At 51.2% G+C, this 15,077-nt stretch carries 13 protein-coding genes; 8 read left to right on the forward strand and 5 right to left on the reverse strand.

The window, feature by feature from the left end:
* Nucleotides 1-53 precede the first annotated feature (53 nt).
* Together C3B51_RS18045 and C3B51_RS18050 are read left to right on the forward strand one after the other, a co-directional pair.
* Complete coding sequence (locus C3B51_RS18045; RefSeq protein WP_125721817.1) at nt 54-1,490, forward strand: mannose-1-phosphate guanylyltransferase/mannose-6-phosphate isomerase; 1,437 nt, start codon at nt 54-56, stop codon at nt 1,488-1,490.
* Nucleotides 1,477-2,928, forward strand: coding sequence for a phosphomannomutase (locus C3B51_RS18050; RefSeq protein ID WP_130245961.1), 1,452 nt, complete (start codon nt 1,477-1,479; stop codon nt 2,926-2,928). The genes C3B51_RS18045 and C3B51_RS18050 overlap by 14 nt, the downstream gene beginning before the upstream one ends.
* Here C3B51_RS18050 and C3B51_RS18055 read toward each other — a convergent pair.
* From C3B51_RS18055 to C3B51_RS18070, 4 genes are all read right to left on the reverse strand, one after another.
* A complete protein-coding gene (locus tag C3B51_RS18055; RefSeq protein ID WP_130245962.1) occupies nt 2,906-3,781 on the reverse strand; it encodes an AraC family transcriptional regulator in 876 nt (291 codons plus the stop codon). The genes C3B51_RS18050 and C3B51_RS18055 overlap by 23 nt on opposite strands.
* Before the next feature lie 164 nt (nt 3,782-3,945).
* Complete coding sequence (locus tag C3B51_RS18060; RefSeq protein WP_430929847.1) at nt 3,946-5,052, reverse strand: MBL fold metallo-hydrolase; 1,107 nt, start codon at nt 5,050-5,052, stop codon at nt 3,946-3,948.
* Nucleotides 5,053-5,150: 98 nt separating this feature from the next.
* Nucleotides 5,151-5,966 carry a sterol desaturase family protein gene (locus C3B51_RS18065; RefSeq protein ID WP_125721823.1) on the reverse strand — a complete coding sequence of 272 codons (816 nt, stop codon included), beginning with the start codon at nt 5,964-5,966 and terminating at the stop codon, nt 5,151-5,153.
* The gene (locus tag C3B51_RS18070; protein WP_130245963.1) at nt 5,953-6,387 is read right to left on the reverse strand and encodes an SRPBCC family protein; all 435 of its coding nucleotides are present in this window, start codon (nt 6,385-6,387) and stop codon (nt 5,953-5,955) included. The genes C3B51_RS18065 and C3B51_RS18070 overlap by 14 nt, the downstream gene beginning before the upstream one ends.
* A 90-nt stretch (nt 6,388-6,477) precedes the next feature.
* Between C3B51_RS18070 and C3B51_RS18075 the strand changes: the two genes are divergently transcribed.
* Complete coding sequence (locus C3B51_RS18075) at nt 6,478-7,458, forward strand: AraC family transcriptional regulator (protein WP_165389192.1); 981 nt, start codon at nt 6,478-6,480, stop codon at nt 7,456-7,458.
* A 55-nt stretch (nt 7,459-7,513) separates the two neighbouring features.
* On the opposite strand, the gene fldB is transcribed toward C3B51_RS18075, so the two are convergent.
* Nucleotides 7,514-8,035, reverse strand: a complete 522-nt coding sequence (gene fldB / locus C3B51_RS18080) for a flavodoxin FldB (RefSeq protein ID WP_125779640.1) — start codon at nt 8,033-8,035, stop codon at nt 7,514-7,516.
* Nucleotides 8,036-8,182: 147 nt separating this feature from the next.
* On the opposite strand from fldB, the gene xerD reads away from it, so the two are divergent.
* The 5 genes from xerD (at nt 8,183) to lysS (ending at nt 14,508) form a co-directional block, all read left to right on the forward strand.
* Entirely contained in the window at nt 8,183-9,040 is an 858-nt protein-coding gene (gene xerD / locus C3B51_RS18085) for a site-specific tyrosine recombinase XerD (protein ID WP_240657477.1), read from the forward strand.
* A 61-nt stretch (nt 9,041-9,101) separates the two neighbouring features.
* Nucleotides 9,102-9,833: a bifunctional protein-disulfide isomerase/oxidoreductase DsbC gene (gene dsbC / locus C3B51_RS18090; RefSeq protein ID WP_125721833.1), complete on the forward strand. Its 732-nt coding sequence runs from the start codon at nt 9,102-9,104 to the stop codon at nt 9,831-9,833.
* Nucleotides 9,834-9,929: 96 nt separating this feature from the next.
* On the forward strand, nt 9,930-11,654 hold the full coding sequence (recJ, locus tag C3B51_RS18095; RefSeq protein WP_125721835.1) for a single-stranded-DNA-specific exonuclease RecJ: 1,725 nt from the start codon (nt 9,930-9,932) through the stop codon (nt 11,652-11,654).
* Nucleotides 11,655-11,840: 186 nt separating this feature from the next.
* Nucleotides 11,841-12,939, forward strand: a protein-coding gene (gene prfB, locus C3B51_RS18100; RefSeq protein ID WP_125562743.1) for a peptide chain release factor 2 whose coding sequence is annotated in 2 segments (ribosomal slippage) — nt 11,841-11,915 and nt 11,917-12,939 — 1,098 coding nt in all. Because the reading frame shifts where the segments join, the coding sequence is not laid out codon by codon here.
* A 27-nt stretch (nt 12,940-12,966) separates the two neighbouring features.
* Nucleotides 12,967-14,508 (forward strand): lysine--tRNA ligase, encoded by a 1,542-nt coding sequence (lysS, locus tag C3B51_RS18105; RefSeq protein WP_125721837.1) that lies wholly within the window; start codon nt 12,967-12,969, stop codon nt 14,506-14,508.
* Nucleotides 14,509-15,077: the final 569 nt, after the last annotated feature.

The following is a 15,077-nucleotide window of genomic DNA, read 5'->3' on the forward strand; positions in this document are numbered from 1 at the left end:
ATTAAGCAAATTGGTATAACAGGGGCACGAAAGGTGTCTGGGGCAGAGTAAAAATGATATTACCGGTAATTTTATGTGGTGGATCCGGAACCCGATTGTGGCCTATGTCGCGCGAATGTTACCCCAAACAGTTTTTACAGCTGGGATCCGAATACACCCTGCTGCAGGAAACGCTACTACGACTGGAACCTGACAGTCATCAGGCTGCGCTTTTGATCTGTAACGAGGCGCACCGGTTTATATGTGCGGAGCAAATGCGCACCATTGGCTATCAGGCTGGTGGGATCATACTGGAACCTGAGGGGCGAAATACCGCCCCCGCAATTGCTCTGGCAGCACTCCAGGCGCGCAAAAATGGCGAAGATCCGATGTTGCTGGTACTGGCGTCTGATCATTTTATTGGCGATGTCACGGCATTTCGACACAGCATTAAACAGGGGCTGGCGCTGGCGAATAAGGGTAAACTGGTGACTTTTGGTATCACCCCTGACTGCCCACACACAGGCTACGGATACATACAGTGCGGCTCACCGATTACGCATGACCCGGGGCATACTTTGGGTGCCGAGGTGGCGGCGTTTATTGAGAAGCCCGATGCTGAGGTTGCCGAGCGTTACCTGGCGGCGGGCAATTACCTCTGGAACAGTGGCTTATTTTTATTTAAAGCCAGTGATTATCTTAACGAGCTGGCCAAGTACCGGCCTGATATTGTGCAAGCCTGTGAGCAGGCGATGGCCGCACCGCAGCCGGATCTGGATTTTATTCGCGTCAATCGGGAGGCCTTCCTGGCTGCGCCGTCTGAGTCAATCGATTATGCCGTGATGGAACATACCCGGCATGCCGCCGTGGTGCCGATGAATGCAAACTGGAATGACATAGGCAGTTTTGAGGCCCTGTGGCAGACCCTTGATAAAGACGCCCACAATAACGCCCATATTGGAAACGTCACGGCGCTCAATACACGAGACAACTTAGTGCTGGCGCAGGAGCGGCTGGTGGCAACAGTCGGCGTGCAGGATCTGGTGGTAGTAGATACCAAAGATGCGCTGCTGGTGGCCCATCGCAGTCAGAGCCAGACGATTAAAACGCTGGTGGATGAGCTGAAAAGCCGAGCGCTGAGTGAGGTGACTGAGCATCGGGAAGTGTATCGGCCCTGGGGTAAGTATGACATTGTTGATCGGGGCGAGCGGTTTTTGGTCAAGCGGATCACCGTGCGGCCCGGACACAGTTTGTCGCGTCAGCTGCATTACCATCGTGCTGAGCACTGGGTGGTGGTGTCTGGTACGGCCCAGGTTGAAATTGGCGACGAGCGTCGTTTATTGAGTGAAGATCAGTCGGTGTTTATCCCCGCAACTGTGGTACATCGACTCAGCAATCCGGGCAAAGTCGATTTACAGCTGATAGAGGTACAGTCGGGCAGCTATCTGGGTGAGGATGACATAGTCCGTTTTGAGGATGATTATACCCGGGGGACGCATGACGTCCGCTAATTGTGCACAGCTGATTGCTCAAAGTGGTATTCAGTTTGGCACCAGTGGTGCCAGAGGGTTGAATAGTCAGTTTAGCGCCGAGGTTTGTCAGGCTTTTATGCTCGCAATGACCGGGCAACTACAAGCGCGCTACGGATTTGATGAGGTGGTATTGGGCATGGACAATCGCCCCTCCAGCCCGCAGATTGCACAATATTGTGCCAGTGCGTTAGGTGCACAGGGGATCAAAGTGCACTTTGCCGGGGTACTACCCACGCCCGCACTGGCCCTGTACGCGCAGCGATATGGGATGGCCGCTGTGATGGTGACTGGCAGTCACATCCCTCATGATCGCAACGGACTCAAGTTTTATCATCCCCAGGGAGAAATAGATAAAGCCGATGAAGCGGCCATATTGTCTGCCCGGGCTGTCCCGGAACCATTTGAGCTTCAACCACTGCCAACGCCCGACGACACTATCTGTTCACCTTATGTAGCGCGTATGCTGGATGCATTCCCGGCTGATTTGTGTGCGGGGCTGACCATAGGCGTCTATCAGCACACCAGTGCCGGGCGCGATTTGTATGTTTCGGTGTTGCAGGCGCTGGGTGCCCGGGTGCGGTGTCTGGGGCGCAGCGATACGTTTGTCCCGGTTGATACCGAGGCGCTCAGCGAGCAGGATAAAGAGCAGGCCCGGCAATGGTGCGCTGAGCATCAGTTGGATCTGCTCTTTAGCACCGATGGGGACGGGGACCGACCTATGATAGCGGATCACTCAGGACGCTGGCTCAGAGGGGATATTCTGGGTTTGCTGTGCGCCAAAGCTTTGGGCATTGAGGCGCTGAGTGTGCCACTGAACTGTAATTCTTCACTGGAACACTGTGGTGAGTTTAAGGCAGTGCTGCGTACACGGATAGGGTCGCCCTATGTCATTGAGCAACTTTCTACACTGACAGAGCAATACCGCACAGCCGGCGGATTTGAAGCCAATGGCGGCTTTTTACTGGGCTCAGACATCCGCATTCATGGCAAAGCCATTGAACGTCTGCCGACCCGGGATGCGTTACTGCCACTGCTGGCCATCCTGTCATTGCTCAAGCAGCTAGGTGTCACGTTGGCTCAGCTCTGCTGTCAATATGAAAGGCGTTTTACCGCCAGTGATCGCTTACAGGGGGTGGAAACAGTCAGTTCAACAGAGCTTCTGTCTGCACTGTCTGAGCAGCCGCAGTGGCTGGCTGAAGTGGTATCGTGCAACGCTGTGCCCAGGGTTCAGAGTAAACTGGACGGGGTTCGCTTTGCGCTGGATGCAGAGCGCATCGTACATCTGCGGCCATCGGGCAATGCGCCTGAGCTGCGCTGTTATGCCGAGGCATCATCGCAGCAGCAGGCGGAAGAACTGGTCAGTACTGTGCTAGGTGCGCTAGCGCAGCGTTTATCTATGCCTGTACCAGGCAGTTAATTCGGGTCAGTAAGTCTTGTGGCGCTGTGTCGCGGGTATCATTCAGATATTCCTCAAACGGCGGAAAGTCGACCGGTTCCAGACCACTTTGCGGCAACCATTGGCCAAACAACCAGTTATAGGGTTGTTCCAGTTCGCTGTAATCGCCCTTGAAGGTCAATGAGATCAGCTTACCAGCCGGAATGGTGATGGCTTCAAAGGTGTCCTGATCGAATTCAGTGCCAGGTGTTAGCGTAATACACGCCATGGCTCTGAGCTTGGTTTGCTCCACCGTTTGCGGATCATCGTAATAAATGCCAAAGTAGCGAGTTTGCTCATTGATAAGCCCCACGCTGCCTGCCATCATCCCGAGTTTTTCAAAGGTTTTGCCGATCTGCATATAATCGCCCTGATGGGCAAGGCCAATCAGCGTCAGTGCGTTTTGTTGCGTTTGTTCTACCTGATACATAATGTTGTACTCCTGTGGTTGAGCCGGATAAAACGCAGCGCTGTGCAGCGACTCGCCTTGTTGTTGCTGGCGAAATTGATTGGGCGTCATACCATAGTGGCGGCTGAATGCCCGGTTAAAGGCTTCAACACTGCCATAGTTTACCCGCCTGGCTATCTGCTGCTGCGTCAGTGTGCTGCGAACTAAGTAAGATGCCGCCTTCAACAAACGCATCCGCCTGACTGTGGCGTTAACCGTTTCACCCATAAATTCACGAAAAATACGGTGGAAGTGGTAGCAAGACATACAAGCCACATCGGCCAGCGTGTTCACATCCAGATCCTGGTCAACATGGTCATACATATAATCAATCACCCGCAGCAGGCGCTGCTGATAGTGGTTGAGTGTGGTAGCACGTGTTGTCATGTTGTTTTTCTCGCTTTGGTTTATAAGTCAATCAGTCTAGCACCCGCAGGTGCAAACTGGCGTTGTTGGCGACGAAACTTAGTTTATGTCAGAGGGAATTGATAATGTTTGCGCACTTGCCATACTTGATAATTGTGCGCGCAGGTAAAGGTCCTGTGTTGTCTTTAGCGGCTAACCTGCGCCATTAAAGATTGCCACCAGACTTGATTTAAATAGGCCTGGTTGACGGTGATGACTTCGCCGGGGGTTGGCGTGTTGAGCACCACACCTTGTTGCTGTGCGGCGCTGAGTACACGCTCCAGCGGGTCATACCAGCTATGAAATGCCAGATCAAAGGTGCCGTTGTGGATCGGGATCATGATTTTGCCGCGCAGGTCCAGGTGTGCCTGCACACTTTGCTCAGGCGTCATATGAATGTCGGCCCAGTCGGCATCATAGGCCCCTGTTTCAATCAAGGTGTAGTCAAAAGGCCCATAGCGTTCGCCAATGTCTTTAAAGCCGGGGAAATAGCCAGAGTCTCCGCTAAAATACAGGCTCTCGTGGGCGGTTTTAATGACCCAGGAGCCCCAGAGTGTGCGATTTGCATCACTCAGGCCGCGGCCTGAAAAGTGCTGAGTGGGCGTAAAGGCCACCATCACATCCTGATCCGCTTGTTCCTGCCACCAGTCAAATGCATGAATTTTTTCAGCCGCTATGCCCCAACGGATCAAGTCTTTCTCCACACCCAGTGGCACCAGAAACTGCCGTGTTTTTGCATTGAGCTGTTTAACCGCCGCTTTATCGAGGTGATCATAATGGTTATGAGAGATCAGCACCTTGTCTATATCAGGCAGCTCATCAAGCGAAATCGGAGGCTGATGAAAGCGGCTGGGGCCCATAAATGAAAATGGCGAGGCGCGCTCGGAGAACACCGGATCTAACAACCAGTACGCGCCATTGACTTTAAGCAATACCGAAGAGTGACCCAGCTTAACAATGTGTACGCCGGTATCTGGCAAAGCCTCCAGCTCAGCACGGGTTAACGTTCTAACTGGCAGGGTTTGCTCAGGCTCTGCGGCGACCTTGCGTTCGGTAAAAAACCGCCAGGTGATCGCCAGCGTTTTACGCAAACTGCTAGGTTCGGTCGGGTGCAGGTTTTGAAACCGGCCTGCCTGAAAATGCGCAGACTGATAATCCTGAGCAGGCACGTGTGCATTAAGGTTAGAGATCATAGAACAGCCCCCTGTAATAGCGCCAAACACGATGGCAAAAATAACAAACCACTTTTTCATTGTGCTACCTAAAAGTAAACTACACCGTTCAGTTTACTTTTGTTTTGGTGTAAAAGTAAACGATAAAGCGTGATTTTTTTGACCGACCTGCGAGCTGGCTAGGGTAAATGCCGTGGCGCTGAAAATAGCTGACGGAGTTTCTCTTTGAATCCCGGTGCTTTTTTCAGTTTACTGAGTAATACCCGGCCCTCATGGAAATTAATTGATAGCAGGGTGTCTTGTGGCGCACTGCCGACAATACCATAGCGGATCTGCTCCGACGGCTGTGCATCTGTGTAGGTGCCAAACAACTTGTCCCAGATGATTAAGACACCGGCAAAGTTTTTGTCCAGATAGCAGGGATTGCTGGCATGATGAATACGGTGGTGCGTTGGGGTATTAAACACCCGTTCAAGCCAGCCCAGCTGACCGACGACTTGGGTATGAACAAAAAACTGAAAGGCGAGGTTAATCGCCACTATGGCTAACACCAGCTCAGGTGCAAAGCCCAGCACTATCATAGGTGTCCAGAACAGCCACATACCCACCAAAGGATAAAGCAGGCTCTGGCGAAAGGCGGTAGAGAAGTTCATGTGCCGGGAGCTGTGATGCACCACATGTGCCAGCCACAGCCAGTGAACATGGTGCGAAGCCCGGTGAAACCAGTAATACAGAAAATCCTGGAGTAAAAATGCCCCAAACAGCGTCACAGCAGTGAGCTCAATGTCAAACAGGGCAAAGCGATGTAGCCAGTAAAACAGCGGCATCAGTAACAGTAAAGCCAGCATATCACTCCCTTGGTGCAGCAAGGCAAGTGCCACATTGTGCAGGCTGTCTTTGAGGCGATAGTGTTTGCGGGCGGTGCGATATTCTAAGGCTATGGCGATGAGAAACACCGGGCTGAGCAAGAGTAAAATGAGTTCAACAGGTGGCATACAGGGCCTCCAGGCGGGTCAGTGCGAGGTTAATGTCTCGTGTTATCAGGCGGCGCAGTACAAAGCCTGGCACATAGGCGGGGGCGGCGAAGCGTACATGGTAATCAACGCGTGTGGACTGCTTATCTGTGTTGTGGCGAAGGCGGATCTCACCATGATGTTGCTTAACCGGGAAGTCGCCCACAATTTGGTAGCGAATCGCGCTGTGATCGGCATGTAAGATCTGCTCATAAAAACGGATCCCCAGCATACGTACTTCACGAATACAGCCACTGCCGCCGTGAATTTCGGGGTGGACGGCACTTTGCACGACTTTAAATTGGGCATTAAAAAAACGGTTCAGGCGCGGGTGATCGAGCAGGGTTTCCAGGACCAGATGTGGCGCAGCAGCGACTTCTTTGTGACAACGAATATTGACCATGGTGTTTCCTTATTCACAGTTTTTTCTAGTGTAAATAAGCTTTATCTGGCAATCTTGCGAAAAGGCGACGTAAATTTGTCCAAATGCGACATGGAAAATACCTTAGACAAAAATTATTTCAGCAGTGTGCTGCTGTATCTGGAGCGCCAGGGGGTGACGTGCGGCGATGCCGTTGCACCGACGCGCGGCGCGGAGTTTGAGCAGGTTAACCGGGTGGGGCTTGCTGAATATGAGCAAGTTTTGCAGTTTGGAGCACAGCAAACCTGCGACCCGTTATTTGGCTTTCATCTGGGTCAGCAGATCCAGTCCGCGGATTACGGCGTGCTGGGCTATCTGGTGGAAAACTGCGAAAACCTTAATCAGGCACTCATGGCGTTACTGCGTTACGATCAGCTGGTGGCCAGCATTGGGCAAGCCAAATTTCAATATCAGGGAGACTGGGCTGTGCTTGACTGGCTGCCCAATTTACAGACGACCCGTCATGTTATCCTGCGTAATATGACTGGCTGGATTGCTATGGTACGTGCCTTATTAACGCAGCCCGTTGCGCCTGAGCATGTCTCACTTACCTGTTCACTAAACGCCAACGAAGCATCGCAACTGGCGCACTGGTTTGGCTGTCCGGTCGTTGGCAGTCAGCCACACAATCAGATTAAATTTCCCCGAGCCTATCTGAGCTTGCCATTCAGGCGGGCAAATAGCGCAATGCATGAGGCGCTCCAGCGGCTCTCCGACAAGGCACTTGTGCAATTGCAGCAACACCATACGCTGGCAACGCAGATCCGGATTATGCTGGCTGCCAGTGCCGACTTGGGTCAGTGTCAGCTGGACGCGGTCGCTGGCGTGCTAAACAAGTCGGTTCGTCAGGTACAAAGGCAGCTAAAGCAATGTCATACCAGCTATTCACAACTATTGACTGAAGAGCGAATGAGGCGCGCTGAAAACTTGCTGGGTACACTGCCGCTGGCAGAATTGGCAAGAGAATTAGGGTTCAATGAGCAAGCGGCGTTTAACAAAGCCTTTAAGCGGTGGTTTGGGGTGTCTCCAGGGAAGTATCACAAACGCAGTTAGCGTTTACCTGAATCAAATTGCGCCGTGGTTAAAACGGCGCATCGATATGGCGTTGTTACAGTGACTCACTATACTCAGTCATGATCTGTTCAATCCAGCTGGCAATGCGTTCATCGCTTTTTTCGTACTGACTGTCTTCGTCCAGCGCCAGGCCGACAAACTGACTCTTATCTTCCGTCAGTGCTTTGGAAGCCTCAAACTCGTAATCACTGCTGTTGGGCCAGTAGCCGATGAAATCGACACCTTGTGGGGCAATTTTATCATGCAACATCCCCAGGGCGTCCTGGAACCATTGTCCGTAACCTTGCTGGTCGCCCATGCCGAACAAGGCAATGGTTTTACCGGCCAGGTTGACGGTATCGATGTCGTCCCAGTGCGATTCCCAGTCTTCCTGTAACTCGCCAAAATCCCAGGTTGAGATACCGAAAATCACAAAGTCGAACTGCTCTGCGTTTTTAAGCGGTTCGTCTTTAATGTTGTGGAGCGACAGAATGTCTTTACCTATGATCTCCTGCATCTTCTCTGCTGCCATTTCTGTGTAGCAGGTAGTTGAACCGTAAAATAACCCGATCTGCATAGTAGTCTTCGCTCAATTGGCTGTTATTATATGGCGCGAAGTCTACCTTATGGTGTAACGAATTGATACAGGCGCCCCGTGACCGATTTAGAAATATCTGACCCAGCCAAGTTCAGCAACAGTGAACTGATAGAATCTTTTCTGGATATGCTCTTTTTGGAGCAAGGCCTCAGCGACAATACGCTGGCAGCCTACCGCGCAGACCTGGATAAATTTGTCCGTTATGTGTCTGGCGAGTTGGATGATAAACCTCTGTTGACCATTACTGGGGCAGACGTAGAGGCCTATCTGGCTTATCGGGTCGATCAGGGCCTGAAGCCGCGCAGCACGGCCCGTGCAATGAGTGCCCTCAAGCGTTTTTATGCGCACTGGGTGACCAAGCAGGTTATTTCTGCCAGTCCTATGACGCATATTGCCCAACCTAAGTTGTCACAGGCGCTACCCAAAACGCTCAGTGAGCAGGAAGTGGAAGCTTTGCTAAGCGCTCCTGATGTTGAAGATGCCATGGGCCTCAGAGATAAAGCCATGCTGGAATTGTTGTATGCAACGGGATTGCGCGTCACTGAGCTGGTTGGGTTGCGGATGGAGCAAATTAACCTGCGCCAGGCTGTACTGCTGGTTCGTGGTAAAGGTGGCAAAGAAAGGCTGGTGCCAATGGGAGAAGAGGCGTTGCACTGGGTCGAACAATTTTTAAAAGTGGGCCGCGCTCAAATGGTTAAGCATGCCAATGATTTTGTTTTCCCATCGAAGCGGGGAATTGGTATGACCCGGCAAACTTTTTGGCATCGCATCAAACACTATGCTATGTTGGCAGACGTTAAGTCACCGTTATCGCCACACACGCTGCGTCATGCGTTTGCAACACACTTGCTAAATCATGGGGCGGATCTGCGCGTTGTGCAAATGATGTTAGGCCATAGCGATTTGTCGACAACCCAGATCTATACGCATGTTGCCAGTGAGCGGCTGAAGTCGCTTCATCAGCAACATCATCCTAGGGCGTGATGGAATTTATTTGTAGTTATCCGGTCCTAGTGATTAACCAGAGCAATTTTACGAGAAAAACATGAAAAAGTTACTTTTAGCAGCGTCGCTCGCTTTTAGTGTCGGTGCCTTTGCCGAGACAACACAAGAAGTTTCACCTATGGCGGTTAGCCCTATCGCATCTCAGTTTGCGGATCTGGGTTTAACAGTAAAGAGTGTGTCAGACAGTCCCATTTCAGGCCTTAAAACGGTGATCACGGATAAAGGCGTGTTCTATGCCAGTCCAAACGGTCAATACCTGGTTCAGGGTACTATGATTGACGTAACCAACCGTCGCAACATCACAGAAGATGCGTTGAGCGATGTCCGTAAGAGTGGCGTCGCGCAGTATCAGGATTCGATGATTGTGTATAAGGCTGAAAACGAAAAGCATCAGATCACCGTTTTTACCGACATCACTTGTGGCTACTGTCGTAAACTGCACCGTGAGCTGGAAGACTATTTGGCTGCGGGTATCACAGTTAAATACCTGGCATTTCCTCGCGGCGGCCTGAGCGGTAATGGCTACAAGAGTCTGATGAATGTCTGGTGTGCTGAGGACGCGGCTTCAGCTATGACAGAAGCAAAAGCGGGTAATGAGGTACCGGACGTCAAAAATTGTCAGGCACCGGTTGCTGAGCACTATCAGTTAGGCCAGAGCTTCGGCATTTCCGGTACGCCGGCCATCGTCCTGGAAGACGGCAGCATGATCCCGGGCTATCAGCCGGCAGATGCATTGGCAAAAATGTTAAATCAGGCCAGTAAAAAATCCTAAATCTGAGGTATACTCTCAGCATTTCTAAAAAGGCCTGTGGGCCTTTTTTGCTTTGTGGGGGCTCCCTCCACGCCATCAGGTAGTTCAGAGAGTGTTATGCAAACAGAGATCCGACCCAGATTACGTGTCGACGACAGTCATTTACCCGCCCATCTTCATCCGGTCATTAAGCAGATTTATGCCGCGCGGGGCGTGAAAGAGGCCGTTGAGCTCGATAACAGTGCAGCCACTTTGCTGGATTTCCGTCTGTTTCGTGATATGGACAAGGCCTGTGCCTTACTTGAAACGGCGTTGCATCAGCAGCAAAGCGTGCTGATTGTCGGGGATTTCGATGCCGATGGCGCAACCAGCACTGCAGTGCTGATGGAAGGACTGCGTCTGTTTGGTCTGCAACAGGTCGACTATCTGGTGCCTGATCGCTTTAGCCTGGGCTATGGCCTGAGCCCGGCACTGGCAGAGCAAATTGTTCAGCTGGCGCCACAACTGGTGATCACGGTCGATAACGGGATTTCCTGTCTGGCAGGCATAGATATCGTCAAGCAGGCTGGAATTTCGGTGCTGGTCACCGATCATCACTTGCAGGGTGAGCAACTGCCTAATGCCGATGCCATCGTTAACCCGAACCGCCACGATTGCCAGTTTCCCTCAAAATCCATTGCAGGCGTTGGTGTGGCGTTTTATCTGCTGGTGGCATTTCGTCATCATTTACGTGAGTCGGGCTATTTCGAGCGCCAGGGACTCACTCAGCCTAACCTTGCGTCCTTGCTGGATATAGTGGCATTGGGCACGGTGGCAGATGTGGTTGCGCTGGATGCGAATAATCGGACTTTGGTGCATCAGGGTTTAGCGCGTATTCGCAAGGGGCAAACCCGACCTGGGATCCGAGCGCTGATTGAAGTGGCAAACCGTACCGCGACCAGGCTCAATGCCAGCGATTTTGGTTTTGCACTGGCACCAAGACTGAACGCCGCAGGCCGGCTGGATGACATGAGTCTGGGGATTGCCTGCCTGTTATCCAAAGAAGAACATCAGGCACGACGCATCGCCGCTCAGCTGGATAGCCTCAACCAGGAACGGCGTGAGATTGAGCAGGGCATGCAGCAAGAAGCGCAGGCGGTGCTTGAGCGTCTGGTCGCTGCTCAGCAAAGTATTCCTGATGCGGTGTGTTTATATCAGGACGATTGGCATCAGGGGGTGATTGGGATCCTCGCGGGCAGACTGAAAGAAAAATATCACCGTCCGGCGATTATTTTTGCCCAGGGAGATAACGACGAAATCAAAGGGTCGTGCCGCTCGATAGAAGGCCTGCACATGCGCGATTTGCTGGAGCAGATCAACACCCGCCACCCCGACCTGATAGTGAAGTTTGGTGGTCATGCGATGGCCGCCGGATTGACCATCAGAGAAGCCGACTTTAGCGACTTTAAACGCACCTTTGAAGCCCTGGTCAGCGAAACCCTCAGTGAAGAGCACAAGCAGTCGGTATTACTGACCGACGGTGAACTGCCGGCTGAGTGTTTTAATATGGACTTTGCCATGTTGCTGCAACAGGCGGGCCCGTGGGGGCAGCATTTCCCCGAGCCGGTGTTTAGTGGCGTGTTTGAGCTGGTGCAACAACGTATTGTTGGTGATAAGCACCTAAAACTGGTGTTGAAGCACCCCAGCGGTAAATTAGTGGACGCTATTGCCTTTAACGTGGATGTACGCGCCTGGCCCAATACGGCGGCACAGGCTGCTGAGTTGGCTTACCAGCTGGATATCAATGAGTTCAGAGGCAAGTTTACCCTACAGTTAATCGTCAGGGAGATCCGCGCCTGCTAACAATTGCGAGAAAGGCGTAAAATGTTCTCCACAAGGGCTGATATCTGCGCCTATTATTTGTTAGTATTGGCCGTTTAGACCGCTTATTCATTTTGTGGACACACAGCGGTCACACTATTTTCAGCCCAGTGGCCAAAAAAACGTGCCATTGGCTGCGTTACCATCACGTAAATTGGAGTAATGTGAATGTTTGAAGTGAATCCTGTGATTAATCAAATCAAGGAAATTCGCGAGCGTACTGAACTTCTTCGGGGGTATCTTTGACTATGCTCTGAAACAAGAGCGGTTAGAAGAAGTCAATGCAGAACTGGAAGATCCAGCCGTCTGGAATGAGCCTGAAAAGGCACAAGCGCTGGGCCGTGAAAAGTCCAGCCTGGAAACCATAGTCGAAACCATAGACAACCTGGTAAGCGGTGCAGATGACGCCGAAGGTTTGGTTGAGCTGGCTGTAGAAGCGGAAGACGAAGAAACCTTTGCAGAAGCAGAGCAGGAAGTGCAGGGCCTGAATGCCCAGCTTGAAAAGCTGGAGTTCCGCCGCATGTTCTCTGGTGCTCAGGACAGCAACGATGCCTATCTTGACTTGCAGGCAGGCTCCGGCGGTACTGAAGCGCAGGACTGGTGTAACATGTTGTTGCGTATGTATCTGCGCTGGGCGGAAGCGAAAGGCTTTAAAACCGAAATCGTTGAAGCAACCGATGGTGACGTAGCGGGTATCAAAGGGGCAACACTGCGTGTTAGCGGTGAATATGCTTACGGCTGGCTGCGTACAGAAACCGGTGTACACCGCTTGGTTCGTAAGAGTCCATTCGACTCAGGCGGCCGCCGTCATACCTCGTTTGCCTCGGCATTTGTGTATCCGGAAATCGACGACAACATCGAGATCGACATCAATCCGGCAGACTTACGCATCGACGTATACCGTGCATCGGGTGCCGGTGGTCAGCACGTTAACCGAACAGAATCTGCGGTACGTATTACCCACTTGCCGACCAATACGGTTGTGCAGTGTCAGAATGACCGTTCACAGCACAAAAACAAAGATCAGGCCATGAAACAGCTCAAAGCAAAACTGTTTGAGCTGGAGCTGCAAAAGCAAAATGCTGAAAAGCAGGCCCAGGAAGATGCCAAATCTGACATCGGCTGGGGCAGCCAGATCCGTTCTTACGTACTGGACGACTCGCGTATTAAAGACTTACGCACCGGTGTTGAGAACCGTAATACCCAGGCGGTCCTGGACGGTGATCTAGACAAATTTATCGAAGCCAGCCTGAAATCAGGCCTATAATCAACAAGCTAAACTAAGAGCTAAAAAATGACAGAGCAAATCCAAGACGAGAATAAACTCATTGCTGAGCGTCGTGCTAAATTGGATGCAATTCGCGAAAATTGCAGTGCCAATGGCCATCCGAACACCTTCCGCCGTGAAGACTATACGGCTGATCTACAGGCTAAGTTTGGTGATAAGTCAAAAGAAGAGCTGGTTGAGTTAGATCATCAGGTCTCTGTGGCTGGCCGTATCCTTGCCAAACGTGGTCCTTTCCTTGTTTTACAAGACATGAAAGGCCGCATTCAGGCGTACGCGTCTAAAGACGTGCAAAAAGAACTGAAAGCCAAATATGGTCAGCTGGACATCGGCGACATCATTGGTGTGTCTGGTCCGCTGCACAAATCAGGTAAAGGCGACTTGTATGTGGACATGGTGCAGTACGAGCTACTGACCAAGTCACTGCGTCCGCTGCCAGAAAAGTTCCACGGCTTAACGGATCAGGAAGCTAAGTATCGTCAGCGTTATGTTGATCTGATCACCAACATGGAAACCCGTGAGACCTTCCGTATTCGCTCTAAAGTGATTGAAGGCATTCGTCGCTTCCTGGCTGAGCGTGACTTTATGGAAGTTGAAACGCCAATGCTACAGGTGATCCCGGGTGGTGCAACGGCACGTCCGTTCGTGACTCACCACAATGCGCTGGACATCGACATGTATCTGCGTATCGCACCAGAGCTTTATCTTAAGCGCCTGGTTGTGGGCGGCTTTGATCGCGTTTTCGAGATCAACCGTAACTTCCGTAACGAAGGTCTGTCGACTCGTCACAACCCTGAATTCACTATGATTGAATTCTATCAGGCATACGCAGATTACAACGATCTGATGAACCTGACAGAAGACATGTTGCGCACAGTGGCACAAGACGTATTGGGCACTACTACTGTGGTTAACACGGTGAAGAACGCGGAAGGCGAAGTGCTTGAAACCATCGAGTATGATTTCGGTAAAGCGTTTGAGCGTTTGTCTATGGCGGATGCGATCATCAAGTATGGCCCGGACGCTGAAGCCTCTGCCCACATCTTTAAAGATCCAGAAAACCACTTTGACGAGCTGGTTGCGTACGCGAAGAAAGTACATGTGAAGATCCCTGAGAAATGCGTTTGGGGTGCCGGTAAGTTCCTGTGTGAAATCTTTGAAGAAACTGCGGAACATAAACTGATCCAGCCGACTTTCATCACAGAATATCCGTGGGAAGTGTCACCGCTGGCACGTCGTAATGACGAAAACCCGTTTATCACTGATCGCTTTGAGTTCTTCGTAGGGGGTCGTGAGTTGGCGAATGGTTTCTCGGAGCTGAACGATGCCGAAGATCAGGCTGCACGTTTTGCCCGTCAGGTTGAAGAAAAAGATGCCGGTGATGACGAAGCAATGCACTTCGACGATGACTACATCCGTGCACTTGAATACGGCTTACCGCCAACGGCGGGTGAGGGGATTGGTATTGACCGTCTGGTAATGCTATTCACCGATTCTCCGACTATCAAAGACGTTATCCTGTTCCCGCATATGAGACCTCAGGCTGACTAAGCCCGTCATTCAGAACAAACGATTGAGAAAAGCGCCTAAGGCGCTTTTCTTTTATCTGTGTAAGAGATCTCTGCTAAAAACGGGTTTTAGTCTTAAGGTATTTATAAAAGCACAATAAAATCAGGAATTAGTTGAATAGAAGTCCTGGCTGGCTACATCTGGCTCAGAGGATGACGCTGGCATATCCAGCGCTTTTGCCTATACTGCTGTGACTACGAATGGATGCAAAAGACCTCTGACCATGTCGCAACAAAAATCAAAAGCACAACACGAACAGGCAAGGATGAATTACTGCCGCAGCTGTATCAGTGAATTTCAGCGTTTAGGCTACGTAGATGCCTTTATCTCGGAAGAAACTTCCCGCAAGCAATCCCTTTTGGACCACTTTAATATACAGTCAGACCCTAAAAGTGACTAATTTATGACAAATTAATCGACAAAGTGCCTTAAAACACACCAAGCTGAACAATCTATCACCATACAGTGCTTTTTTACAAGAAAAGTATTTGACATATTTTCACGGTTCTATATTATACGCCCCACAAAGACGGAGAGGTGGCCGAGTGGCT

Origin of the sequence: Pseudoalteromonas rubra (genome assembly GCF_004212645.1) — a bacterium.
Taxonomy (GTDB): Bacteria; Pseudomonadota; Gammaproteobacteria; order Enterobacterales; family Alteromonadaceae; genus Pseudoalteromonas; species Pseudoalteromonas rubra_G.